This window comes from Pandoraea sputorum, from assembly GCF_000814845.2.
Taxonomy (GTDB): domain Bacteria; phylum Pseudomonadota; class Gammaproteobacteria; order Burkholderiales; family Burkholderiaceae; genus Pandoraea; species Pandoraea sputorum.
Map to the genome: position 1 here is coordinate 3278814 of NZ_CP010431.2, position 21554 is coordinate 3300367.

General features: G+C 61.6%; 21 protein-coding genes and 1 pseudogene. 2 read left to right on the forward strand and 20 right to left on the reverse strand.

Features of this window, described 5'->3' with window-relative positions:
• Positions 1-224 precede the first annotated feature (224 nt).
• Positions 225-1346 carry a dual-specificity RNA methyltransferase RlmN gene (rlmN, locus tag NA29_RS14420; protein WP_039399078.1) on the reverse strand — a complete coding sequence of 374 codons (1122 nt, stop codon included), beginning with the start codon at positions 1344-1346 and terminating at the stop codon, positions 225-227.
• A gap of 59 nt (positions 1347-1405) precedes the next feature.
• Positions 1406-1831 (reverse strand): nucleoside-diphosphate kinase, encoded by a 426-nt coding sequence (ndk, locus tag NA29_RS14425; protein WP_039399079.1) that lies wholly within the window; start codon positions 1829-1831, stop codon positions 1406-1408.
• 408 nt (positions 1832-2239) lie between these two features.
• On the opposite strand from ndk, the gene NA29_RS14430 reads away from it, so the two are divergent.
• Complete coding sequence (locus tag NA29_RS14430) at positions 2240-2941, forward strand: Bax inhibitor-1/YccA family protein (protein WP_039399081.1); 702 nt, start codon at positions 2240-2242, stop codon at positions 2939-2941.
• A 137-nt stretch (positions 2942-3078) separates the two neighbouring features.
• Here the strand turns inward: NA29_RS14430 and rlmD are convergent, their stop codons facing one another.
• From rlmD to NA29_RS14485, 12 genes and pseudogenes are all read right to left on the reverse strand, one after another.
• Positions 3079-4536: a 23S rRNA (uracil(1939)-C(5))-methyltransferase RlmD gene (rlmD, locus tag NA29_RS14435; protein WP_052252943.1), complete on the reverse strand. Its 1458-nt coding sequence runs from the start codon at positions 4534-4536 to the stop codon at positions 3079-3081.
• Positions 4537-4732: 196 nt separating this feature from the next.
• Entirely contained in the window at positions 4733-5509 is a 777-nt protein-coding gene (locus NA29_RS14440) for a 3'-5' exonuclease (protein WP_039399083.1), read from the reverse strand.
• Positions 5510-5616: 107 nt separating this feature from the next.
• Positions 5617-6597 (reverse strand): annotated as a pseudogene (gene rpoS, locus NA29_RS14445) (RNA polymerase sigma factor RpoS); the annotation flags it as partial.
• 132 nt (positions 6598-6729) lie between these two features.
• A complete protein-coding gene (locus NA29_RS14450; RefSeq protein ID WP_084104235.1) occupies positions 6730-7515 on the reverse strand; it encodes a peptidoglycan DD-metalloendopeptidase family protein in 786 nt (261 codons plus the stop codon).
• Between the two features lie 85 nt (positions 7516-7600).
• A complete protein-coding gene (locus NA29_RS14455) occupies positions 7601-8752 on the reverse strand; it encodes a protein-L-isoaspartate(D-aspartate) O-methyltransferase (RefSeq protein WP_371328935.1) in 1152 nt (383 codons plus the stop codon).
• A 41-nt stretch (positions 8753-8793) separates the two neighbouring features.
• Entirely contained in the window at positions 8794-9555 is a 762-nt protein-coding gene (surE, locus tag NA29_RS14460) for a 5'/3'-nucleotidase SurE (RefSeq protein WP_039399092.1), read from the reverse strand.
• A gap of 101 nt (positions 9556-9656) precedes the next feature.
• The gene (locus tag NA29_RS14465) at positions 9657-10475 is read right to left on the reverse strand and encodes an ABC transporter permease (RefSeq protein ID WP_039399094.1); all 819 of its coding nucleotides are present in this window, start codon (positions 10473-10475) and stop codon (positions 9657-9659) included.
• A gap of 45 nt (positions 10476-10520) precedes the next feature.
• On the reverse strand, positions 10521-10643 hold the full coding sequence (locus NA29_RS26345; RefSeq protein ID WP_257125701.1) for a hypothetical protein: 123 nt from the start codon (positions 10641-10643) through the stop codon (positions 10521-10523).
• Positions 10644-10649: 6 nt separating this feature from the next.
• A complete protein-coding gene (locus NA29_RS14470; protein WP_039403543.1) occupies positions 10650-11462 on the reverse strand; it encodes an ABC transporter ATP-binding protein in 813 nt (270 codons plus the stop codon).
• On the reverse strand, positions 11462-12493 hold the full coding sequence (locus NA29_RS14475; RefSeq protein ID WP_039399096.1) for an ABC transporter substrate-binding protein: 1032 nt from the start codon (positions 12491-12493) through the stop codon (positions 11462-11464). Before NA29_RS14475 ends, NA29_RS14470 begins: the two co-directional genes overlap by 1 nt.
• A gap of 108 nt (positions 12494-12601) precedes the next feature.
• Positions 12602-13804: a CaiB/BaiF CoA transferase family protein gene (locus tag NA29_RS14480; protein ID WP_039403545.1), complete on the reverse strand. Its 1203-nt coding sequence runs from the start codon at positions 13802-13804 to the stop codon at positions 12602-12604.
• 394 nt (positions 13805-14198) lie between these two features.
• Positions 14199-14924, reverse strand: coding sequence for a response regulator transcription factor (locus NA29_RS14485; protein ID WP_052252944.1), 726 nt, complete (start codon positions 14922-14924; stop codon positions 14199-14201).
• Positions 14925-15301: 377 nt separating this feature from the next.
• Here NA29_RS14485 and NA29_RS14490 point away from each other — a divergent pair, with 377 nt between their 5' ends.
• Positions 15302-15727: a hypothetical protein gene (locus NA29_RS14490; RefSeq protein WP_039399098.1), complete on the forward strand. Its 426-nt coding sequence runs from the start codon at positions 15302-15304 to the stop codon at positions 15725-15727.
• Positions 15728-15748: 21 nt separating this feature from the next.
• On the opposite strand, the gene NA29_RS14495 is transcribed toward NA29_RS14490, so the two are convergent.
• From NA29_RS14495 to NA29_RS14520, 6 genes are all read right to left on the reverse strand, one after another.
• Positions 15749-17080 carry a hypothetical protein gene (locus NA29_RS14495; RefSeq protein WP_039399100.1) on the reverse strand — a complete coding sequence of 444 codons (1332 nt, stop codon included), beginning with the start codon at positions 17078-17080 and terminating at the stop codon, positions 15749-15751.
• Positions 17081-17478: 398 nt separating this feature from the next.
• Positions 17479-18228: a hypothetical protein gene (locus NA29_RS14500; protein ID WP_052252945.1), complete on the reverse strand. Its 750-nt coding sequence runs from the start codon at positions 18226-18228 to the stop codon at positions 17479-17481.
• Between the two features lie 12 nt (positions 18229-18240).
• Positions 18241-18951, reverse strand: a complete 711-nt coding sequence (locus NA29_RS14505; protein WP_371328936.1) for a C39 family peptidase — start codon at positions 18949-18951, stop codon at positions 18241-18243.
• A 54-nt stretch (positions 18952-19005) separates the two neighbouring features.
• Positions 19006-20382, reverse strand: coding sequence for a FapB/FapC family functional amyloid domain-containing protein (locus NA29_RS14510; protein ID WP_052252947.1), 1377 nt, complete (start codon positions 20380-20382; stop codon positions 19006-19008).
• A gap of 30 nt (positions 20383-20412) precedes the next feature.
• Positions 20413-21054, reverse strand: a complete 642-nt coding sequence (locus tag NA29_RS14515; protein ID WP_039399102.1) for a FapB/FapC family functional amyloid domain-containing protein — start codon at positions 21052-21054, stop codon at positions 20413-20415.
• The gene (locus NA29_RS14520) at positions 21051-21554 is read right to left on the reverse strand and encodes a FapA family amyloid fibril periplasmic chaperone (protein WP_150660624.1); all 504 of its coding nucleotides are present in this window, start codon (positions 21552-21554) and stop codon (positions 21051-21053) included. Before NA29_RS14520 ends, NA29_RS14515 begins: the two co-directional genes overlap by 4 nt.

The following is a 21554-nucleotide window of genomic DNA, read 5'->3' on the forward strand; positions in this document are numbered from 1 at the left end:
CTGAGGATATGCTCGCGACAGTTTCGCTACATCGTCTCCCGTGCGCGCGGCGTGCAGATCTGCGCGGCGCATCGAGCGATTTTGCATGTCACTGACGAAATTGCGCGGAACGCGAAACGCGCCCCGCGCAAGGAATGCTTTAGTGCACGACTGATCCGACGCAAGGCATGGCACGTGCGGAGCCGACGGCCCTCGCCACGGTCCACGCCTGCTCATGCGCAGCCTCATACGCTACGCACCTCGACCGCGATTTTCCCGAATTTGCCGCGCTGTGCAAGCCGCGTACGATCCTGCACTTCGCCGGCCAGCTGACCACAGGCGGCGTCGATGTCGTCACCGCGCGTCTTGCGCACCGTCGTGACGAGGCCTGCGTCGAGCAAAATCTGCGCAAATCGCTTGATTTGCGGATCCTTCGAGCGAAGCAGACCGGATTCGGGGAACGGATTGAAAGGGATCAGATTGAATTTGCACGGCACGTCGCGCGTGAGTGCGACAAGCTCGCGCGCATGCGCTTCGGTGTCATTCACACCGTCGAGCATGCAGTACTCGAACGTGATGAAATCGCGCGGCGCCACTTCCAGGTAACGCTCGCACGCGCCCATCAGTTCGCGTAACGGATATTTTTTGTTGAGCGGCACGAGCACATCGCGCAGCGCATCGTTCGGCGCGTGCAGCGAGACGGCAAGCGCCACAGGCAGTTCCTGACCCAGGCGATCCATCATCGGCACAACGCCGGACGTCGACAAGGTCACGCGGCGACGCGACAACCCGTAGGCGTTGTCGTCGAGCATCAGGCGCATGGCGCCGACCACATTGTCGAAATTGAGCAGCGGCTCGCCCATGCCCATCATCACCACGTTGGTGATCACGCGCTCGTTCTTACCTTCGCGCCCCAGATCGCGGCGCAATGCGAACTCGGCCATCCACAACTGACCGATGATTTCGCCAAGCGACAGATTGCGCGAGAAACCCTGCTTGCCGGTCGAACAGAACCGGCAATTGACAGCGCAGCCCGCTTGCGATGAAACGCAAAGCGTGCCACGCGTCTCCTCAGGGATGTAGACGGTCTCGACGGCATTGCCGTTGCCCACATCCAGCAACCATTTGCGCGTACCGTCCGCCGACAGATGGTCGGTGATTGCGGCAGGCGCGGCGATGTGCGCGCGCGTTTTCAACTTCTCGCGCAGCGACTTGGCCAGATCGGTCATGCCATCGAAATCGGCGGCGCCCATCTGGTGGATCCAACGCTGGAGCTGGCGAGCACGGAACGGTTTTTCACCGAGCGTGCCGCAATAGGCGGCCAGACCGTCCGGATCGTAATCAAGCAGATTCGTAAGGTTGGTCATGGCCCTGGTCCGTCAACATCCCTTCGGTAACTTCCTGCGATTGAGCGACTATACGCGGCTTAGCGCGAGTAGACGTTCATGCCCGGGAAGAAGAAAGCCACTTCAACAGCGGCCGTTTCAGCAGCGTCCGAACCGTGCACGGCGTTGGCGTCGATGCTGTCGGCGAAGTCGGCGCGGATCGTGCCCTTTTCTGCCTTCTTCGGGTCGGTGGCGCCCATCAGTTCGCGATTCTTCGCGATGGCGTTTTCACCTTCCAGAGCCTGGATCATCACCGGACCCGAGATCATGAAGTCGACCAGATCCTTGAAGAACGGACGCTCCTTGTGAACGGCGTAGAACTGCTCGGCCTCGGCGCGCGACAGGTGCACCAGCTTGGCAGCGGCGATCTTCAGGCCGGCGGCTTCGAAGCGGCTGTAAATCTGGCCGATCACGTTCTTAGCAACGGCATCGGGCTTGATAATCGACAAAGTGCGTTCGACTGCCATGAAAAACTCCAAAAAATTAAGCAGTTATATAACCAACATGAACCCATAATTGTAGCACGAAGGCTGTTATGATGGGGATGGAACCTATAGCGCGCGTACCGCTCAAACGCAGGACGGCCGGGACGATCCGGCTTTTCGCGAAGTTGACACAAGGGTGTGATTCCGGCACCTTCCCTCGATAGGAGGGTTGGCGGGCGTAACGGCCGATTGAAATTGGGACTTTTGCCCCGAGATTTCAAGAATCGTCCGAGCGCTTTGCGCGGGAGATTTCGGTATCCTTGCACTTCGACGACAAGCCAGACTAACGGCTGCGGGGGATTCGCCGGCAAGGGTTGCCGGTCATCGTATGCGTCATCAGGCGCCTGCCGGCCCCGCCAACAGGCATAACGACCACGGAGAACACAATATATGAACCAGGATTTCCAACGCTTCGGCTACGGCGGAACGGGGGGCGTCGCGACCGCACAGGTGCGCAACAAGGTGCTGCGTAATACGTATTGGCTGCTCGCACTGTCGATGCTGCCGACGATTGCGGGCGCCTGGCTGGGTGTGACTTACGGCTTCGCGCTGTTCGCGGGCAGCCCGATGGTCAGCGTGATCCTGTTCCTCGCGATTGCTTTTGGCTTCATGTTCGCGATCGAGCGCTTCAAGAATAGCGGCGTCGGTGTGGCACTGCTGCTGGGCTTCACGTTCTTCATGGGCCTGATGCTCACGCGTCTGCTGAGCTTCGTATTGGGCTTTTCGAACGGCGCATCGCTCATCATGCTGGCGTTCGGCGGCACGGCCGTGATCTTTACCGTGATGGCAACGGTGGCCACGGTCAGCAAGCGCGATTTCAGCGGCCTGGGCAAGTGGCTGTTCATGGGCGTGATCGTGATCCTGCTCGCCTCGATCGCCAACATCTGGCTGCATCTTCCGGCACTGATGCTGACGGTTTCGGTTCTCGCCATCGCAATCTTCTCGGCGTACATCCTGTTCGATGTGCAGCGCGTGGTGAATGGCGGCGAAACGAACTACGTCACCGCGACGCTCGCGATCTACCTCGATCTTTACAACATCTTCACCAACCTGCTCGCCATCCTCGGCGTGTTCGGCGGCAACCGCAACTAAGCGGCGAGCCAGCAGCAACAAAAAAAGCCAGTCCTTCGGGACTGGCTTTTTCTTTGGGGGAATCGGATTCGCGGCTAGCCGTCGCCCGCCCGGCGCGGAGTGCCCCGGCCTATCCAGCCGGGCCCTTCCGCGAATACTCAGGTGTTCTCGTGGATCACACCCTCTCCACCGACTGCACCGGCAATCGCTTCGACACCCTCGTCGGCAGCACCCTCGACGACATCCTCCGCCCCGTCCGACATGCGCACGCGCGGCACCCACGGCTGCCCGATGCTCTCGTGCTCGAAAACGGCCATCGATTCCACGTGCGAAGTGTGCGGGAACATGTTGACGACACCCGCAAGCGTCAAACGATATCCAGCCTCATGCACCAGCAAACCGGCGTCGCGCGCGAGGGTTGCCGGGCTGCAAGAGACGTACACGATACGCTTAGGCAGCCCCTCATATCCTTGTTGCGCCAGTTCGGCCAGCGCCTTCGACACCGCCAGCGCTCCCTCGCGCGGCGGATCGATCAGATAGCGGTCGAATGCACCGAGCGCGCGCATATCGTCCGCCGTGATATCGAACAGATTGCGGCACGCGAACTCCGTCCGTTCGGCCACGCCGTTGCGTTGCGCGTTAGCCAGCGCACGCTCGGTCAATGCCGTGCTGCCCTCAATGCCCATCACCGTGCCAGCACGGCGCGCCAGCGGCAACGTAAAGTTGCCCAGCCCACAGAACAGATCGAGCACGCGCTCGTTCGACTGAGGTGCGAGCAGACGCAGGGCACGATGCACGAGCACACGGTTGATCTGATGATTGACCTGCGTGAAGTCCGTCGGCTTGAACGGCATCCGGATCTGGTATTCCGGCAGCGTGTAATGGAGTTCCGGTTCGAGCGGATAGAACGGCACGGCCGTGTCTGGCCCCTTGGACTGAACCCAGAACTGGACGTGATTTGCATCCGCAAAGGCACGAAGAACGTCTTCGTCCGCCGGCGTCAGCGGTTCGAGAATGCGCAGCACGAGTGCCGTGACATCGGCACCGATCGCCAGTTCGATTTGCGGCAGACGCTCACGAATCGACAATGATTCGACCAGGCGACGCAGCGGAACCAGCATGTCCGATACGTGACGCGGCAACACTTCGCACGAATCCATATCGGCGACGTAACTGCTCTTGCGCTCATGGAAACCGATGAGCACACCGCCCTTCTTGGGCACGTAGCGCACCGTCAGGCGAGCGCGGAAGCGGTAGCCCCAGTCCGGGCCCTGAATCGGACGCAGCATCGCCTCGGCTTTAACTTTCCCGAGTCGGGCGAGGTTGTCCTCAAGAACGCGTTGTTTAATGGCGATCTGCGCGCGCGGCTCCAGATGCTGCATCGAGCAGCCGCCGCATTTGCCGAAATGTGGGCATTGCGGTTTGGCGCGCATCGGGCTCGACCGAAGCACGCTCACCGTTTCTGCCTGCTCGAATTTGGGCTTGCGGCGATAGCTCAGATACGTGACGCGCTCACCAGGCAGTGCGCCTTCGACGAAAATAACCTTGCCGGGCTTGAATTCCGGCGTACCCGGCTCGCCCTCAGGGGCGGCGCGGCCAACGCCGCGCGCTTCCATGTCGAGCGATTCGATTTCGATGATGCCGGGCTCGGCACTGGGCCGGCCGCGCGAGGAGTTTCGGGAGGAGCGGGTCACGTCTTTGTTCTCATATGCGACAGCAAACCCGGCATTTTAATCGATTCGTCCGCATGTGAGACACGGCGAATGTTTGCCGCCCCGCCCAATTCGTGTAAGTGGAAGAAAGTGCGACGGATCACCCCCAGGCGCCGAGATACTCCTTCCAGTGTGCAGCAGGCTCCTGCTCGAGCGAGCGTTTCACAAATTCGATCTCCTGCTCGTATTCAGCCTGACGCAGGCCGCCGCGCATTAGCTGATACCGGCAATAGACCAGATACGTATTCACCACGTCGGTCTCGCAATAATTGCGGATCTCTTCGAGTTTACCGTCGCGATACGCCTCCCACACTTTGCTGCCGTCCATGCCGAGCTTGCCCGGGAAACCACACAGTTTGGCGAGATCGTCCAGCGGTGCGTTTGCGCGTGCCTGATACATGGCGAGCACGTCCATCAGGTCCAGATGGCGCTGGTGATAACGGCTGATGTAGTTATTCCATTTGAACTCGCGGTCGTCCTCGCCCAGGTCCCAGTATCGCGGCGCGGAAATCCCATGAATCATGGCGCGATAGTGCAGCACCGGCAGGTCGAAACCGCCGCCATTCCACGACACGAGTTGCGGGGCGTACTTTTCGATGGTGCGGTAGAAACCGGACACCAGCGCCCCCTCCCCGTCCTCCAGCGTGCCCAGCGATTTCACACGAAAGCCGTCGCGGTCGCGAAAGACGCAGGAGATCGCTGCCACGCGCTGCAAATGCAGCGGCAGGAAGTCGTGCCCCACTTTTTCGCGACGAGCAGCAAACGCCGCTTCGGCAACGGCGTCGTCCGACAGCCCGGCGTACGCAGGCTCGAGCCTGCGAAGGCCATCGACATCGGGGATCGTTTCAATATCGAAGACGAGAACGGGAGATGGCATGATGAAAATCAGAAGAAAAAATCAGAAAACGTCGGCATTCGACGCCGATGCATCAGAGGAATGAGCAGCAAGTGACGGCCGCGCGCACAACAGCGACGTACCGAATATCAGAGCACCGCGTCCTTGCGCACGCCGTTCGAGGCGAAATAGCGCTTGAGCTTTACGAGTGCCTCCTGCTGTATCTGGCGCACGCGCTCACGCGTGAGGCCCATTTCGTCGGCCAGTTCTTCCAGTGTCGCAGGCTCGACACGGTTGAGTCCGAAACGGCGTTCGATGACATAGCGATGCTTGGTCGACAGACGCGACAACCATAGCCGCATAAGGTCTTCCAGCTCACGATGCTGGACCTCGTGTTCCGGCGCCTCACTGCGGTCGTCGGAAAGCAGATCGAGCAGACTGCTGCCGGGGTCGATTTCAAGCGGAGCGTCGAGCGACGCCACATGCTCGTTGAGCGCGAGGATGTCGGTGATTTCCTCGGGCGTCTTCCCCGTCAGATCGGCGATGTCTTCGATGCGCGCGTCACGCTGCTCGCCACCATCGACATAAGCGGCACTCTTCTCAAGGTGACGCTTCGCGCGCAACACCTGATTGAGTTCCCGAATGACGTGCACCGGCAAACGCACCGTACGCGCCTGATTCATGATGGCGCGCTCGATGCTTTGACGGATCCACCAGGTAGCGTACGTCGAGAAACGGAATCCACGCCCCGGATCGAACTTTTCGATGGCGTGCATCAGACCGAGGTTGCCCTCTTCGATCAGATCGAGCAACGGTACGCCGCGATTGAGATATCCCTTGGCGATGCTCACGACGAGCCGCAGATTGCGCTCGATCATGACCTGACGCGCCGCGAACTCGCCCGCTTGCGCGCGCGTGGAGTAGTCGAGCTCCTCAGCAGGCGTTAGCAGCGGTTTGACACTGATGCGATTGAGATAGTGCTGAACGGTGTCGGCCGTGAGTTCGGCCTGCAGCACGGTGCCGAAGTCGTCGGCGTCGGCGGACTTGCGTTTGCGCCCGGTGGCGGAAGAGGACGAACCCTCTTCCCCGCCATCGGATGACGAGGCGTCGTCATCCTCCGCCTCGCGCTCGTCGAAAGCGTCGTCCACGTCCTCTTCCTCCCGGGACGGCCGATCGTCTGCTTCCTGATCGGACTCCGGGACAGCGAGGTCTTCCTCTTGCGAAGTGCGACGCTTTCTCTTGAGCATTCGACCCTGCCTTTTTTATCGAGGCGGCAAATACTTCTCCGGATCCACAGGCTTGCCATCTTTACGCACCTCGAAGTGCAGCATCACGCGATCTGCATCCGAGTTACCCATTTCGGCAATTTTCTGACCCCGCGTTACGGAGTCGCCTTCCTTGACCAACAGTTTGCTGTTGTGCGCATACGCCGTCAAGAAGGTGCCGTCGTGTTTAATGATGACGAGATTGCCATAGCCGCGCAGACCCGCCCCCGAATACACGACTTTGCCCGCACCTGCGGCGAAGACGGATTCACCGACCTTGCCGCCGATATTCACACCCTTGTTCTTCGAGTCGTCGAAGTGACCGATCACGGTGCCGTTGGCCGGCCACGACAATTGCAGCGCACCGCTGGAGACCGCGGAAGGCGCGGTCGCGTTCGACGACGTCGCGGGGGGCGGCACCACGGCAGGCGGCACAGCGGCCGGGCTGCTGCCATTGGTTGGTGGCGTACTGGCCACCGGCGGCGGCAGCGGCGTACCGGTGTCGCCGGCAGGCGGCTTCACGCGCAATACCTGACCGACCTCGATCTGATCCGGGTTCTGGATGTTGTTCCAGCGCGCGATATCGCGGTAGTTCTGCCCGTTCTCCAGCGCGATGCGATATAGGCGGTCACCCGGCTTGACGCGGTAGAAACCCGGCGGCACCGGCGTATTGTCGATCACCGGCGCAGTCGCGCCCGGCAAGCTGCTGTCGGTCGTCGTACCGCCTACGGTACGGTCGACGACCGGCGCCCCGACTTGTCGCGATGCGCACGCTGCCAGCATGCTCAGCAACAGGACACTGGCGACGCGTTGTTGGAAACCCGCTCGCAAATTCACTCAATTCCTCCGCAGAATAGACCCGACGGGCTTAAATGATGCCCGATTTTAAGGGGACGAATAACACCCTATCAAGCTGCGTCTCGCGCCACTGGCGCGCACCGATGCGCTCGATGAGGGTCAAAATTTGTTGCTCGCCACCCACTGGGGCGACAAGCCGTGCGCCGACGGCCAACTGATCGACCAGCGCGTCCGGAATTTCCAGACCGGCGGCAGCGATCACAATACCGTCGAACGGCGCTACCGCAGGCAATCCGAGCCGCCCGTCGCCGTAATGCAGGCGAATATTCGGCACGCGCAACGGACGCAGATTGGCTTTGGCACGTTCATGTAACGGACGAACCCGCTCAATGGAGTACACGTCCCGCGCAACACAAGACAATACCGCCGCCTGATATCCACATCCGGTGCCGATTTCCAGCACCTTTTCCAGCGGACGTCCGCCCGCGAGCAGCAGTTCGATCATGCGCCCCACGACCGAGGGCTTCGAGATCGTCTGCCCATGACCGATGGGAAGCGCTGCGTCCTCGTAAGCCTGATTGGCGAGCGCGGCGTCGACGAAACCATGACGTGGCACTGTGGCGAGCGCCGCCAGCACGCCCGGGTGTTTGACGCCCGATGCCGCGACGCGTTCAGCCATGCGTGCACGCACGCGCTCCGACGTCAGTCCGATGCCCTCAGGCGAATTCAGGACCGACGCGGTATTCGTACGCACCATGGCCCCTGCGCCTACGCCCGCTGAAGGCTTGGCCGACCCGATGGGCGCCGTGGCCGCCTTCGTCATTGTCTTGACTGTGGCTTTGCCCACGACGCCACCAACGGCACCGCCCTTCTGGGCGACACCCGCGCCGTGCGCCTTGCCCACCGGCTTCGGTGCGTGCTTAACGGCATGCGAGGCATGCGCGGCATGCGGTGCCGGTTGCGCGTGCGGTGCGACGGCCGGACGCGCCAACCCCTTCGGCACAACCGTGTGCGAGGTCTGTGCACCCGTCGGTCGGGCAGACGCGCCCGCCATAGGCGTCGACGCCACCCGCAAATTGTTACTGTTACCGCCGGTCGGCGCCTTCCCACTTCCCTGATTCGCCTGCGACGTACCACGCGTCATCGCGGCAGGCGGCGCACCGGCCGGGCTCGCGCGCGACGCCTTATCGAGCACCGGCGCTTTGCGCTGCCGGCGGGTCATGACTTCGGCCAGAGGGAGAGGAAAACGCTTCGGCGGTGTCGTCATCGTTGGGCCACCCCTGCGCTGGCCAGCCAATCGTGCACGACACCAAGTCGTGCGGTATGCGTGAGATCCAGTTGCAAGGGGGTGACCGAGACGTAATCGTGCGCCACGGCATGGAAGTCGGTGCCTTCACTGCTGTCGCGCGCGTCGCCAGCCGGACCGATCCAGTAAATCGCTTCGCCGCGCGGATTCACCTGACGGATGACCGGCTGCGATTGATGTCGCTTCCCAAGACGCGTCGACAGCGCGCCTTTGAGGCGCTCGTACGGCAAATTGGGAATATTGACGTTTAACAAGAAGGGCGCGCCCAGCGGCCGCTCCATATAGCGCTCGACCACCTCGCGCGCCACACGGGCTGCGCTGTCGAGATGATCCCAGCCCTTATTGACTTGCGAGAAGGCGAACGAAGGGATCCCGAACAGGAAGCCCTCGGTCGCCGCTGCCACCGTACCGGAGTACAGCGTGTCTTCGCCCATGTTCTGGCCGTTGTTGATGCCGGAGACCACGATATCGGGCCGCTCGTCGAGCAGCCCGGTCAACGCCACGTGGACGCAATCGGTCGGCGTGCCGTTGATGAAAGTGAAGTCATTGGGCGCTTTGAAGACAGAAAGCGGCCGTTGCAGGGTCAGAGAATTAGACGCACCGCTACAGTTCTGTTCGGGCGCCACCACGGTAATGTCGCCAAGCGGCGCCAACGCTTCGTAGAGCGCGGCCAGGCCCGGCGCCTGATACCCATCGTCGTTGCTGAGCAGGATTCGCATGCGGCAATTGTAACCGAGGAAAGGTGCTCGGATATGACGCCATCAAGGCATCGGTGGTATTGCGCCCCGCCCGCCTCATGGCGTCATTCCGTCAAATCCGGTTACATTTTTTCGGTCTCTCCGGCTTGCGGTTGCCAGACCAGCAAACGGCGCTCCACGACACCGACGAGCCCATCGAGCGCCAGCGCAAAGGCCGTAAGAATCAGCACCCCGGCAATCACCGCATTGATATCGAACGTGCCTTCGGCCTGCAAGATCAGGTAGCCGACGCCACGCGACGACCCCAGATACTCGCCCACCACCGCACCGACGAACGCGAGTCCGACCGAGTTATGGAGACTGGAGAACACCCAACTGGTTGCACTGGGCAAATACACACGGCGCAATAACTGACGTTGATTGGCACCGAGCATCCGCGCATTGGCCAGCACCACCGGGCTGACTTCCTTGACGCCCTGATAGACGTTAAAGAAGACGATGAAGAACACCAGCGTCACGCCCAATGCCACCTTCGACCAGATACCGAGCCCGAACCACACGCCGAAGATCGGCGCGAGAATCACGCGGGGCATGGAATTAGCCGCTTTGATGTACGGGTCCAGCAAAGCGCCGGCGCTCGGCGAAAGCGCCAGCCAGAGCCCCACCCCGAGCCCGAACACGGTACCGATGGCGAACGCCAGCACCGTCTCGAGCAACGTGACGCCCAGATGCAGATAGATCTCCCCGCTGGCGAACCACTGCCAGATCTGGAGCAGCACCTTCTGCGGCTCCCCAAAGAAGAAAGCCGCTTTGTCGGGGCTATCGAAATAGAACGCAGGCAGTAGCGTCGGGCTGGTGAGGACATACCAGACGAGAAATGCCACGACCAGCAGCAGCCATTGCCACAGACGCAGGTGCCGCATGATGGAACGATTACGCATGACGAACGAATTCCGGGAATATCAGACGTGCGGCCGGACCGGTCATCAGACCAGCCAGTCGAACAGGCCAAAGCCGTCCGGCAAATCGAACCAGTCCATCCAGTCGAGCCATCCCGGCCAGTTCAGCCAGTTCAGCGAGACCGTGAGAATGCCGGCGATTTGCCACATGGCCACTCAGACCGCCTTTAACTGTTGTGCGTAGCCCTTAAGGACTTCCTCGCGAAGCACATCCCATATCTGGGCGTGCAACTCGGTGAAGCGCGGATGGTTACGAATTTCCGCCACGTCGCGCGGACGCGGCAGATCGATCCGGAACTCCCCGATCGGATGCGTACCCGGTCCTGCGGCCAGCACCACCACCCGGTCGGACAACGCGATCGCCTCATCGAGGTCGTGCGTGATGAACAGCACGGCGCGGCGCTTTGCCGCCCACAGCTCCAGCAACTCGTTTTCCATGAGCTGACGCGTCTGGATGTCGAGCGCCGAAAACGGCTCGTCCATCAGAATGATGTCGGGATCGAGGATCAGCGTCTGCGCCATGGCCACACGCTTGCGCATGCCGCCTGAGAGCTGATGCGGATATCGATCACCGAAACCGCCCAGGCCCACGCGCTTGAGCCATTCGTGTCCACGCGCCTTCGCTTCCTCCGGCGCGACACCGCGAAACTCCAGCCCGGCGGTCACGTTGTCGATTGCGTTGCGCCAGGGCATCAGCGCTTCGGCCTGGAACATGTATCCAGCACGCGAATTGATGCCCTTGAGCGGCTCACCGAAGACCTTGATCGATCCGGAGGACGGGGTGAGCAAACCTGCGGCCACATTAAGCAACGTGGATTTGCCGCACCCGGTCGGCCCGACGACCGAAACGAACTCGCCCGGCGCGATGTCGAGCGACGTGTCTGCCACGGCCGTATAGCGCTTGGCGCGATCGTCGCGGGCGACGAAGGTGCACGTAATGCTGTCGAAACTCAGAGCCGGCGCAGTCATCATTTGTACTTGGCGTCGGCCTTCTTAGTGAACTCGTTCGTGAACGTCTTCGACAGATCGATCGTCTTGCCCTTGACCGTCTCGTCGAACGCTTGCAAGGTACGCAGCGCTGTCGCCGGACCATCCGCCGGGATCAGACCGTCCGGAGAGATTGCCTCTTTCACACGGCTCCAGGCATCGAGATACAACGCGCGGTCGCCCAGCAGATAGGCTTCGGGCACCGTCTTGATCAGGTCGGCCTGTCCAGCCGTCTGCAGCCAGCGCAGCGTACGCACCATCGCGTTGGTCAGGGCTTGCGTCGTATTCGGATTTTTCTGGATGAACGACTCGTTCGTGTAGAGACAACCTGCGGGCATATTGCCGCCGAACACGGAGACGGTCTCCTTGAGCGTGCGCGTATCCGAGATCACGCGGATCTCCTTGTCGCGCTCCAGCATCGTGATGACCGGGTCGAGGTTGACGATGGCGTCGATGTTGCCCGAGCGAATCGCGGCCAGCGCGCCTGACGACGCGCCCACACCGACAAAAGCGACCTCATTGGGCTTGATGCCGCCCTTGGCCAGCACGAAGTTCGCCATGATGTTGGTCGACGACCCCGGTGCCGTCACACCGATCTTCTTGCCCCGCAAGTCGGCAATCGACTTGTAGTTCGGCATCGTCTTGTTTGACACGCCGAACACGATCTGCGGCGCGCGGCCTTGCAGCACGAACGCACGGATGTACTGGTTCTTCGCCTGCAACAAGATCGTGTGCTCATAAGCGCCCGACACTACATCGGCGCTGCCGCCGACCAGCGCCTGCAGCGCTTTGGAGCCACCGGCAAAGTCCGAGATTTCGACGTCGAGCCCTTCGTCCTTGAAATAATTCAGACGTTCGGCAATCGTGAGCGGCAGGTAATAAAACAGGTTCTTGCCGCCGACTGCAATCGCGACCTTGGTCTTCTCAAGCTTGTTTTGCGCGAAGCCGGGGCGAATGCCTGCGCCGATCAGACCGGTCGCGGCCAGTGCCGTGACGAATTGACGTCTTTGCATGATGTTGTTGTCTCCGTGGTTGCAGCGTTCTTTCTTTGTAAGTTCGACGTGCTTGATGACGGGGCGCGGTCGTTGCCGCGCCCGCAGCGCTTTGCGCGTAGTGCTGCGTCAGATGACGCCGTTCTCGCGCAATGCTTTGATTTGCCCGGCATCATAACCCAGTTGCCCAAGCACTTCGTCCGTGTGTGCGCCAAGTTCCGGGCCGAGCCACTGGGTCTGTCCGGGGGTCTCCGAGAGCTTTGGCGAGATGTTTGGCAGATCGATCGGCGTGCCATCCGGGAAGGTATGACGCTGGATCATCTGGCGCGCAATGAACTGCGGATCCTTGAACATGTCGGCCACGGTGTAGATGCGGCTCGCGGGCACGTCTGCGCCCTGTAGCACCGCCAGCGCTTCATCGATGGGACGCGTTTGCGTCCAGCCACCAATGGCGTCGTCGATCTCCTGCGTGCGCGGCACGCGACCGTCGTTATGCGCCAGCCCCGGATCCTCCGCCAGATCGGCACGACCAATGGCATGCATCAGCCGCTTGAAAATCGGATCGCTGTTCCCACCCACGACGATCATGCCGTCAGCGCACGGATAGGTGTTCGAAGGCACGATCCCCGGCAGCGACGCCCCGGTGCGCTCGCGCACCATCCCGGCGACGCTGTACTCGGGCACCACGCTCTCCATCAGGTTGAAGACGGCTTCGTAAAGCGCGACATCGACGACCTGCCCTCGCCCGCCATTCACGTTGCGGTGATGCAGGGCCATCATCGCGCCGATCACCCCATGCAGCGCGGCAATCGAGTCGCCGATGGAAATGCCGATGCGCGGCGGCGGCAACTCCGGATAACCCGTGATATGCCGCAATCCCCCCATCGACTCGGCAATGGCGCCAAACCCCGGCCGGTCGCGATACGGGCCGGTCTGACCGTAACCGGACAGGCGCACCATCACCAGCCCGGGATTGTCGGCAGACAACTGTTCGTAGCCCAATCCGAAGCGCTCCAGCAATCCGGGGCGGAAGTTCTCGACGACGATGTCCGCCTGCGCCGCCAGCTTGCGCACGATGTCCTGACCTTGCGCTGACTTGAGGTTGATCGTCACCGACTTCTTGTTACGTGCCTGCACGGCCCACCACAGCGACGTGCCCCCTGCGTCAGGGTGCAACTTGCGCCACTTGCGCAAGGGATCGCCATGCTGCGGATCTTCGATCTTGATGACCTCCGCACCGAACTCGCCCAGCATGCGTGCGGCGAACGGACCGGCAATGAGCGTGCCGAGTTCGAGCACCTTCACGCCAGCGAGCGCGCCGAAGCCCGGCAGTCCGGTCGACGGCTTGGCCGCGTTGGCCGATTCGGAAGTTTGACGGGAGGCGTCGGAAGACTGGTTGGCGGGTGCCGCGGACGCATTGGCGCCTTGTGGCGAAGTGGATGCGAACGGCGTAGACGACTTGGACAACGCTTGGACTCCTGAGCCTCGTCGACGGCCATCGTCGTCGAGTTCGGGACGCAGCCATGAAGACCGCGTCCGTGCATAAATGAAGTTCGTATAGTAATTCGGCAATCGGCGATCGGCCAATAGCCTCAAGGGGAATCCCGGACGATTCCGATGCAGTTCGTCGTCGATTCCGAAGCTTGCACCGGCTCAGCGACGATTCTGCGACGAGCCCATCGACAAATCGGCGCCGATACAGCGGGTGATGCGCGTCAGCGGTCGATCACGTCTCGAACAGATGACGCGCGCCACGTTGCGCTGCAATATAAATGGCCTCGCCACGATTGCGCGCCCCCAGACGCCGGTAAAGCGCCGAGACGTGCGTCTTAGCAGTGCCTTCCGAGATGACGAGCTGCTGGCAAATGGTCTTGATGGACAGCCCTCGGGAAAGCAGCGCCAGAATTTCGTATTGCCGCTGGGAGATGCCGAGCAACGCAGACTCGGCCAGTTGCGTCGCCTTGTCCCCGCCCAGCGGAAACACCGGCAGACGGGAAAGCGGCAGCGCCTCGCCCAAAGCCTCCTGACGCCACAACACCAGCAACGCCGAGAGCGCCTCTTCCGGCACAAAGCGCCCACCGGAGAACGCCAGATCGAACACCGAACGAATACGCGCCACCGAGTTCGGCCACGGCAGACACGCCGTGACGCCTGCTTGTAGCCAGCGAATGATCTCATCGGGAAAACCCGTCTCGCCGACGACGATGACCGGCACGGGAGGAACACACTCGGCGGCCGCCGAGCACAAGGTGTCGAGCGCCGGCGTGCGCGCCACGGACTCATCGAGTACGAGCGCACGACGCGAAGGCAACTCGCGCAGCCATACCCAGTCCTGCGTCGCCACGCTATCGACGTGACGCAAGACGGGTGGCGTCGCGTTCGCTTCGGTCTGCAACGCGACCTGGAGGCCGCTCAGCCAGGCGGCAGCCTCACCTAGGACCAGCACACGCATGATTTCCCCTGTCATTCCGGTCGGCATCCCCATGCCGCCGCCCCGCTTTCTTCTCGAACGTGCTGCGCCTTTAGCGTTGTTTTTAGCAGGACGAAATTGAAGAAAATCCGAAGAAATCCTCCAACCTTCGTCACGGTTCACACATAAGGCGTCATCTTGCTTTCAAGGCAGTTTATGCGCTAAGCCCGCATGGCGGCGAATCCACCTCTCGCAGAGCCTTATCCCTGTTGCCTCAGCGCGACAATCCGCAATTTGCGTAAATTATTTACTCAAATATCAGAAATTCCGCTATTACTTTTTCCCCTTTCTTTTCTCATCCGACGCAATAGAATACAAAAAGTCTGAGAGGACAGTCAGCGGAGGCCGGGGGGCACGCCATGTTCAAAATTTCCGTCAGCACGACGCGCAGTGCGGTGTTTTGTCTTGCCGCCGCGTGCTTTGCGAGTACCGCGCAGGCCGACGTCATCGGCGTGGGCGGTATGCCGGCGACAGTCAGCGACGCGTTGCTCGCCAGTACTCATGCCGCGAACATATCGCGAAGCCTGGTCACAAGCATCGGCAGCGCCGGTCCGACCACCATCGCCCCCGTCAATTCAACGACCGTCGCCAACAATGTTCGTCTCTGGGACGAAGTGATTCCACCCGCCCCGTCACCCAAACCAACTCAGGCTTCGCTGCCTGCCACTGCGCAGCCGCGCACGACGATGGCCGTTTCCTCGACGCCGCAGACGACCGTCGGCATGATGGCTACGAATCTCAAGGTCAACGCAAGCGGCCGCATGGGATCTGCGGCCGCTCGCTGATTTCTCTTCCCCGATCAAGCCTCAGAACGTGTACGGGAAACGAACGCCGATCACGTAATTCGGTGCGTCCGGCGACATGCCTGCGTTGACGTAACCGTTGACCGTCCAATGCTTGTTGATGGCGTAGTTGATACCGAAGTTGAGCGACGCTGCATTGGTCGTACTTCCTGCCACCGTGGTCCACGGCCCACCCGGCGAAGCCGTCTTCGTTGCGCGGGAGATCGCCGTCGAATACGAGATCGACAGCGCCGTCTTATCGTTGAGCGCCAATGCCATCCCCGCCCCGACCTGCACGATGTCGCCGAGCTTGACCTTGGCTGGCTGCACGACGCCTTCGATGGTCGAGATGTCGTCGAACGTCTTCGCTACGTTGTACGTGTACGCCACGTTCGCGAACAACACGATCGGGTCGTAGGTGCGAAGGAACGACAGGCCAGCTGTGATGGCCCAGATGCCATTACCCGTGGGCAAGCGTGACGGCGTCGTCAGGTTGTTGTTCGTCGGATCGGGCGTACCCAGCTTGATGCCGAACGGCGACGTGCCGGTCGGTGCGGTCACACGCAACGACGCCACAATATCGGGCCAGTTGGCGTTTTCCTTCATGAGCTGGTAGTACAACGACGCGTTCACGTCGCCGATATTCGCCGAGTTCTTGCTGATATCGCTGATGGACGACGCCGCACCGCCGACCCCGCCGGAGATGAAGTCCGAGTTGCGATACAGATACGGCACGTCGAACGCCACGCTCAACCGGTCTGTCACCCCATAACGCGTATTGACGTCAAACGTCCACACGTTGGCCTTGGTCTGGCCGAGGTTCAACTGACCGAGGAAAATGGCGTCAAGAGCGAGAAAGCCGCTCAGCACCAGTTGGCGCCGGTCGTAGTAGCTGTAGCTGATACCGGCATCGATGGTGAGCTTGCGGTCGAACAACGGCGCGTGCTGCGCCTGAACGACAGCCTCTTCCGCAGGCGTGCGTTGCGAGTCGGTCTCGCTCTTCTGCATCTGCTGCGTCTCGCCGATGGGCGTGGCAGAGGTCGGTCCGGCCGCCCCGGCAGCGCCGCCGCCGGGTGTGCCTGCAGAGCCAGCGGCCGAACCATCGCCCGGCGAGACTTGCGCAATCTGCGCGGTATCCCACGCGGTCAGACCGCGACCGCGTTGCGCCATCTCGATATCCGTGAGGCGCTGCTTCAGAGAAGAAATTTCCCGCTGCTGCCGGTCAACCATGTCCATCAACATCTGGAGACGGTTATCCGGCGATGGGTCCGTATGCTCCTGAGCCTGGGCCGATAGCGTGAAAAGCAGTACCCCCAACGGAATAGCGGCAACGGGAAAAAAGCGGTGAGTGTTCATGATCCCCCCCGGGTGAAAAAGCGGACGGGTGTCCGCGCGCAATCCAACAAACACGTGATGCAACAACGGTTGTCCTTGCTGCTCGACTGCGGGGTGATGCGTACGGGACACGAGACAAAGATCGCTGGCGTCAACAGCTCCACCGATGCCCCCTGCCCGGGCCCTGCCGACATCACCTTCTTGTACGCCGCGAGTGTTTTGCGGCGGCGCCCCACGTCTAGTTGTCATGGCGTCCGGCAAAGACCTGCCGGACGTTGCTGCCGGCGTCGCGCCGAATGCATCGACCACGACGCCGTCACTTCGCTTGCTGTGCCTTACCTTTCACTGCCGTTCACTTAAAATGCGTTCACGCGTTAAGTGCTTTAGGTACGTTAGGTGCGCCAGATGCGCCCATGCCATCAATGCCGAATCGCGACCATATTCGCCATCGCGTTCTGAATGCCGAGCTGACGCAGTCCGCCGGACGTCAGCGCCGCCGTCTGCAGGCTCAGTTGCATGGTGTTCATGACTTGCTGCGCATTCCCCGCCACCTGAACGACCTGCATGATCTGGTTCATGGCGCCACCCGCACCGCCGGCAATGCTTTGCCCCAGATTGCCGTTCGGGGTATTGAGCGAGAGCTGCATGCCGGCCGAGCTGATCGCCACACTCGCGCTCAGGTTGCCGACCGTTGTGCTCGAACTACTGGAAGACTGGTTGTGGATCGGCACCAGCAGCGCAAGCGACACGCCCGGACCGTATTGGATGATGGCCTTGTTCAGCGCGTTGTTGGCATCGCCCGCGACCTGCGTAATCTGTGCGACGCCGTTGACCAGTGCATTGGCGGCGCCGGTCACCGCCTGCGTGGTCGGGGCGACGGCATTCACGACGCCCGGGATGATGGCCGTCGACGACCCGGTTTGCACCTGCCCCTGATTCACACCAAGCACACCGGTAGCGAGCAGGCTCGCGCCGGTGGGCATTTGCCACTGCGACTGCATCACGAGCTGAAAGCCCGTGATCATGTTTTGTTGTGCGTACTTGCCGGTCGCGTGCGAGAGCACTTCATCGCTCACAGGCGTCCAGCCCTCAGGCACCACGTTGGATGCGAACGCCGGCACGGCGCTTGCAAACAACGGGATGGCCAGCATCGGGACGTATCGATTCATGATGGTCTGGTCTCAAAACAGGTCCGCCCGGATGATGCCGAAGTCCACCATCGGGGTCGGTGACGTCCCGGTCGCCAGCGCGCCATCGCGCAACTTGGCAGCCAGGGATTCGTTTCCTTTGAGCAGCGGTGAGTCCTCCAGGAACGGCTTGCCGATGACCGCCAGCACCAAGCCATTCCACTGCTTGGCAAAATCGGCCTGCTCGATGATTCGATTGCCCAGCGCCGGGTCGGACACGAACACACGTCCGTCCTTCGCTGCCTTGACGACCACAAAGTGCTGATAGCCGTTAACGTCGATAAGCGCGATGACCGGGATCTTCAGGTCGTAAAGCGCACTCACATCGACTTTGAATCCGCGCCCCTCGAGTCCGAGCGTCTCCACGAATTTCTTCATGTCGAGCATCGAGAACCCGTTCTTGATGACGGTGTCCGGGTTGGAGAACGCCATCATTCGCTGAATCATTTCGGTCTCGGGAATGTTGATCCCGTAGCCATAACGCAGCAGCGTTGACAGTGCTGCGGAACCACAACTGAAGTCGTATTCCTGCTGGACCAGATTCACGTAGTGCATCGATTTGAACGAGCGCATCTTCTTGACCGCCGGTACACCAGTCGAAGACTCCAGGTTCACCGATGCATACTGCGCGTGCCCGGCCACGCTTGCGCACGCCAGAGCGCAAACAGTAGCGATCCTCACAACGGCACGACGCGCATCATTCATGACACACCTCATGAAAAAACCGGTCCGGGAAGACTCCCGGACCGGTTAGCTACATCACTTGATTGCCGAGATCGACAGGCTGTTGGCCTGAACGTTGCCGATACCGGCAGCCACGTTCACACCCACGTTGCCCGTTGCCATCTTGAGAGCACCGGCGCCGAGCGAGGCATTGGCGACGAAGTCACCCGAAGCCTTCATGCTGGCCGACTGGTCGGTTTGAGCCGTTGCGTTAGCTGCACCGCCCTTGTACCAGCCGGTCGACTGCGACACTGCCGCAGCCATGCTGTTGCCCTGCACGTTGCCGATACCCGAAGCCACGTTCACGCCGACGTTGCCGCTGGCGTTGGCCAGTGCGCCGTCACCCACGCTGGCGTTGACCATGAACTGCGAGAGGCTGGCCGAACCCTTCGACGACTGGTTCGCAAACACCTGTGCCGAGGCATACACCGGTTGAGCATTGAGCGAAGCGATCGCGACGTTGTTGGCCTGTGCGTTGTCGGCACCTGCCGCCACGTTCACGCCGACGTTGCCGTTGGCGTTAGCCAATGCGCCGTTGCCGAGCGTTGCACCCATCGTCTGGTATTGCGCCGTGTTGACGTGATACGTGAGTGCGCCCTTCGCCCAGGTGGTCGACTTCGTGAACGTATCGGTGAAGCCCCACAGTGCCGCTGCCGCGACCGAATCGCTTTCGATAGAGCTGCTGCCGTGGTTCACAACTGCGTGGAAAGCGGCATCGAAGCTCTTCTGCGTGTTCAGGAAGCCTGCTGCGAGGAAGCCGGCGGCCTGTTGCGACTGCTGACCGTAGGCATAACCGCCCCACGCTGAGGCCTGACCTGCACCGAAGTTGCCGACCAGGTAGCCGCCGTACAGAGCGAGGCCGCCAGGAATCGGAATCACGCCACCACCGATGATGCCTCCGCCGCCGGCGATGTTCGAGTATTGATACCCGCCACCCGCGATGAAGCCACCCGAGCCGGAGCTCGACTGCCCGGCAACATAGGCTGCGCCGGCCTGGAAGGCTTGACTCGTGTTCAGATGGCCGTTAGCCGACGCGTTGACCCAAGACGTGGTGTTGTCGAAGTGCGTTTCCGTCTTGCCAGCCAGGAAGTACGCGCTACCCTGATTCGACACCGTGGTGGTCTTCGAATCGACGCCGTACGTCACCTTGCCAGTGACATAACTACCAAGCAGCGGTCCCTTCAGGTTGACGTGGTGCACGTCGACGCTCTGGTTGCTCTGCACGACGGCGTTGCCGGTGTTGTCCACCGTGACGCAGCCGCGAATGCCGACCAGACCGAAAATGCCGACCAGGTTCAGAACGTTGGTCTCGTTGCCGATGAACGAGAAGCTATATTGCTGGTGATTGGGGGAAGCCATGGCGGTTCCCGTTGCTACCAGCAGTGCAGCCGCTGCAATTGCTTTCGTTTTCATGACCATCTCCTTGACGAGAGAGTTACCCAGTTAAAAAGATGTGCCCGCCGGGGGACGGAGCACAAAAACATTTGCGGTTACATTGCCTATCCCAGCCGACTGGTTCACTTGCAACACACCGCTCACCCCGCGGAAGGCGTCACCGGAAATCGACGCCGTGCGGAACTGATCGTTGAGGTTGTTGTGGCCAGTCGGGCCACCCTTGGAGATCGCAGCGGATAGTGCCGTATCCGATACGCTCGCCACTCCAGACGCATCGCCAGTCACAATGACGGTCGCGTTGCGTTGAAGATTGCCGGCACCGCTCGCCTGGTTGACTTGCGTCACCCCCGAGGTGCCTGAAAATGCATTGCCCTGAATTGCGGCGCTTGCAGCGCCCGTCGTCGTCGTGACAAGGGCCTGTTGATTCGTGCTCGACGCGCCAGCCGTCAGCCCGCCGCCATTGGAAAGCACGGTGCTGTTCGCCTGTGCGTTATTCACGCCGGCCGCCTGATTCACCCCGAGGGCACCGGCCACACCGACCGCAGCGCCGTTCTCGATGGTGGCGTGCGTGCCGGTCAGCTCACCGTTCGTGATCCAGATGTCCTGTGCGTGAGACGTACCGCTGATGACAGTCAAACCGGTCGTCGCGGCCAGCGCGATGGCGCGCAAGGCATTGCGTTGTGCGCTCATTTCGCCGCTCCTGCTGCACCGATCGTGGAGAGCGGCGCGAGCGCCGAGTTGATCACCGACGGGACGAGCGTGCCGATGCTGCCGATGCCGCCGCCTGCCGATCCGGCCGCGAAACCACCGCCGACGCCGTTGCTGGTATTCAGCGCGTTACCACCGCGAGCGTTTCCGACGAGCACGCCCATCACCGGGTCCATCCCCGAGCGCACAGCACCGGTCACGAGCCCGGCCGAAGCGTGCGCCGTCAGATCGTTATCGGTCACCGCCGTCACCGCACCCAACGCGGTGCCGAACGGTCCCGTAGGAAACGCCGAGACGGCGAGACCGATCTTGTTTTCATCGCGCGGCAGGCCGCGATAAGCGATCCGCGGGCCGATGTTGCGCTCGATCACGATATCGCCCGGCGTCGCCGGTTCGGCCTTGGCCTGGCCGGGGAGCATTGCCGGCGTGAGCGCCACGAGCAAGGCGGCGAACACAGCGGGCGAGAATGAAAGTTGGGTCAT

What these genes read in the sequence shown, in the direction of transcription:
- NA29_RS14455 (WP_371328935.1), bottom strand. Translation starts at nt 8,752, where the DNA reads ATGACCCGCCGGCAGCGCAAAGCGCCGGTGCTCGATAAGGCGTCGCGC.
- NA29_RS26345 (WP_257125701.1), bottom strand. Translation starts at nt 10,643, where the DNA reads ATGTGGCAAATCGCCGGCATTCTCACGGTCTCGCTGAACTGGCTGAAC.
- NA29_RS14510 (WP_052252947.1), bottom strand. Translation starts at nt 20,382, where the DNA reads ATGAAAACGAAAGCAATTGCAGCGGCTGCACTGCTGGTAGCAACGGGA.
- ndk (WP_039399079.1), bottom strand. Translation starts at nt 1,831, where the DNA reads ATGGCAGTCGAACGCACTTTGTCGATTATCAAGCCCGATGCCGTTGCT.
- NA29_RS14515 (WP_039399102.1), bottom strand. Translation starts at nt 21,054, where the DNA reads ATGAGCGCACAACGCAATGCCTTGCGCGCCATCGCGCTGGCCGCGACG.
- surE (WP_039399092.1), bottom strand. Translation starts at nt 9,555, where the DNA reads ATGCGAATCCTGCTCAGCAACGACGATGGGTATCAGGCGCCGGGCCTG.
- NA29_RS14500 (WP_052252945.1), bottom strand. Translation starts at nt 18,228, where the DNA reads ATGAATCGATACGTCCCGATGCTGGCCATCCCGTTGTTTGCAAGCGCC.
- NA29_RS14440 (WP_039399083.1), bottom strand. Translation starts at nt 5,509, where the DNA reads ATGCCATCTCCCGTTCTCGTCTTCGATATTGAAACGATCCCCGATGTC.
- NA29_RS14485 (WP_052252944.1), bottom strand. Translation starts at nt 14,924, where the DNA reads ATGCGTGTGCTGGTCCTAGGTGAGGCTGCCGCCTGGCTGAGCGGCCTC.
- NA29_RS14430 (WP_039399081.1), top strand. Translation starts at nt 2,240, where the DNA reads ATGAACCAGGATTTCCAACGCTTCGGCTACGGCGGAACGGGGGGCGTC.
- NA29_RS14505 (WP_371328936.1), bottom strand. Translation starts at nt 18,951, where the DNA reads ATGAATGATGCGCGTCGTGCCGTTGTGAGGATCGCTACTGTTTGCGCT.
- NA29_RS14450 (WP_084104235.1), bottom strand. Translation starts at nt 7,515, where the DNA reads ATGCTGGCAGCGTGCGCATCGCGACAAGTCGGGGCGCCGGTCGTCGAC.
- NA29_RS14490 (WP_039399098.1), top strand. Translation starts at nt 15,302, where the DNA reads ATGTTCAAAATTTCCGTCAGCACGACGCGCAGTGCGGTGTTTTGTCTT.
- rlmD (WP_052252943.1), bottom strand. Translation starts at nt 4,536, where the DNA reads ATGGAAGCGCGCGGCGTTGGCCGCGCCGCCCCTGAGGGCGAGCCGGGT.
- NA29_RS14470 (WP_039403543.1), bottom strand. Translation starts at nt 11,462, where the DNA reads ATGACTGCGCCGGCTCTGAGTTTCGACAGCATTACGTGCACCTTCGTC.
- NA29_RS14465 (WP_039399094.1), bottom strand. Translation starts at nt 10,475, where the DNA reads ATGCGTAATCGTTCCATCATGCGGCACCTGCGTCTGTGGCAATGGCTG.
- NA29_RS14495 (WP_039399100.1), bottom strand. Translation starts at nt 17,080, where the DNA reads ATGAACACTCACCGCTTTTTTCCCGTTGCCGCTATTCCGTTGGGGGTA.
- NA29_RS14475 (WP_039399096.1), bottom strand. Translation starts at nt 12,493, where the DNA reads ATGCAAAGACGTCAATTCGTCACGGCACTGGCCGCGACCGGTCTGATC.
- NA29_RS14520 (WP_150660624.1), bottom strand. Translation starts at nt 21,554, where the DNA reads ATGACCCAACTTTCATTCTCGCCCGCTGTGTTCGCCGCCTTGCTCGTG.
- rlmN (WP_039399078.1), bottom strand. Translation starts at nt 1,346, where the DNA reads ATGACCAACCTTACGAATCTGCTTGATTACGATCCGGACGGTCTGGCC.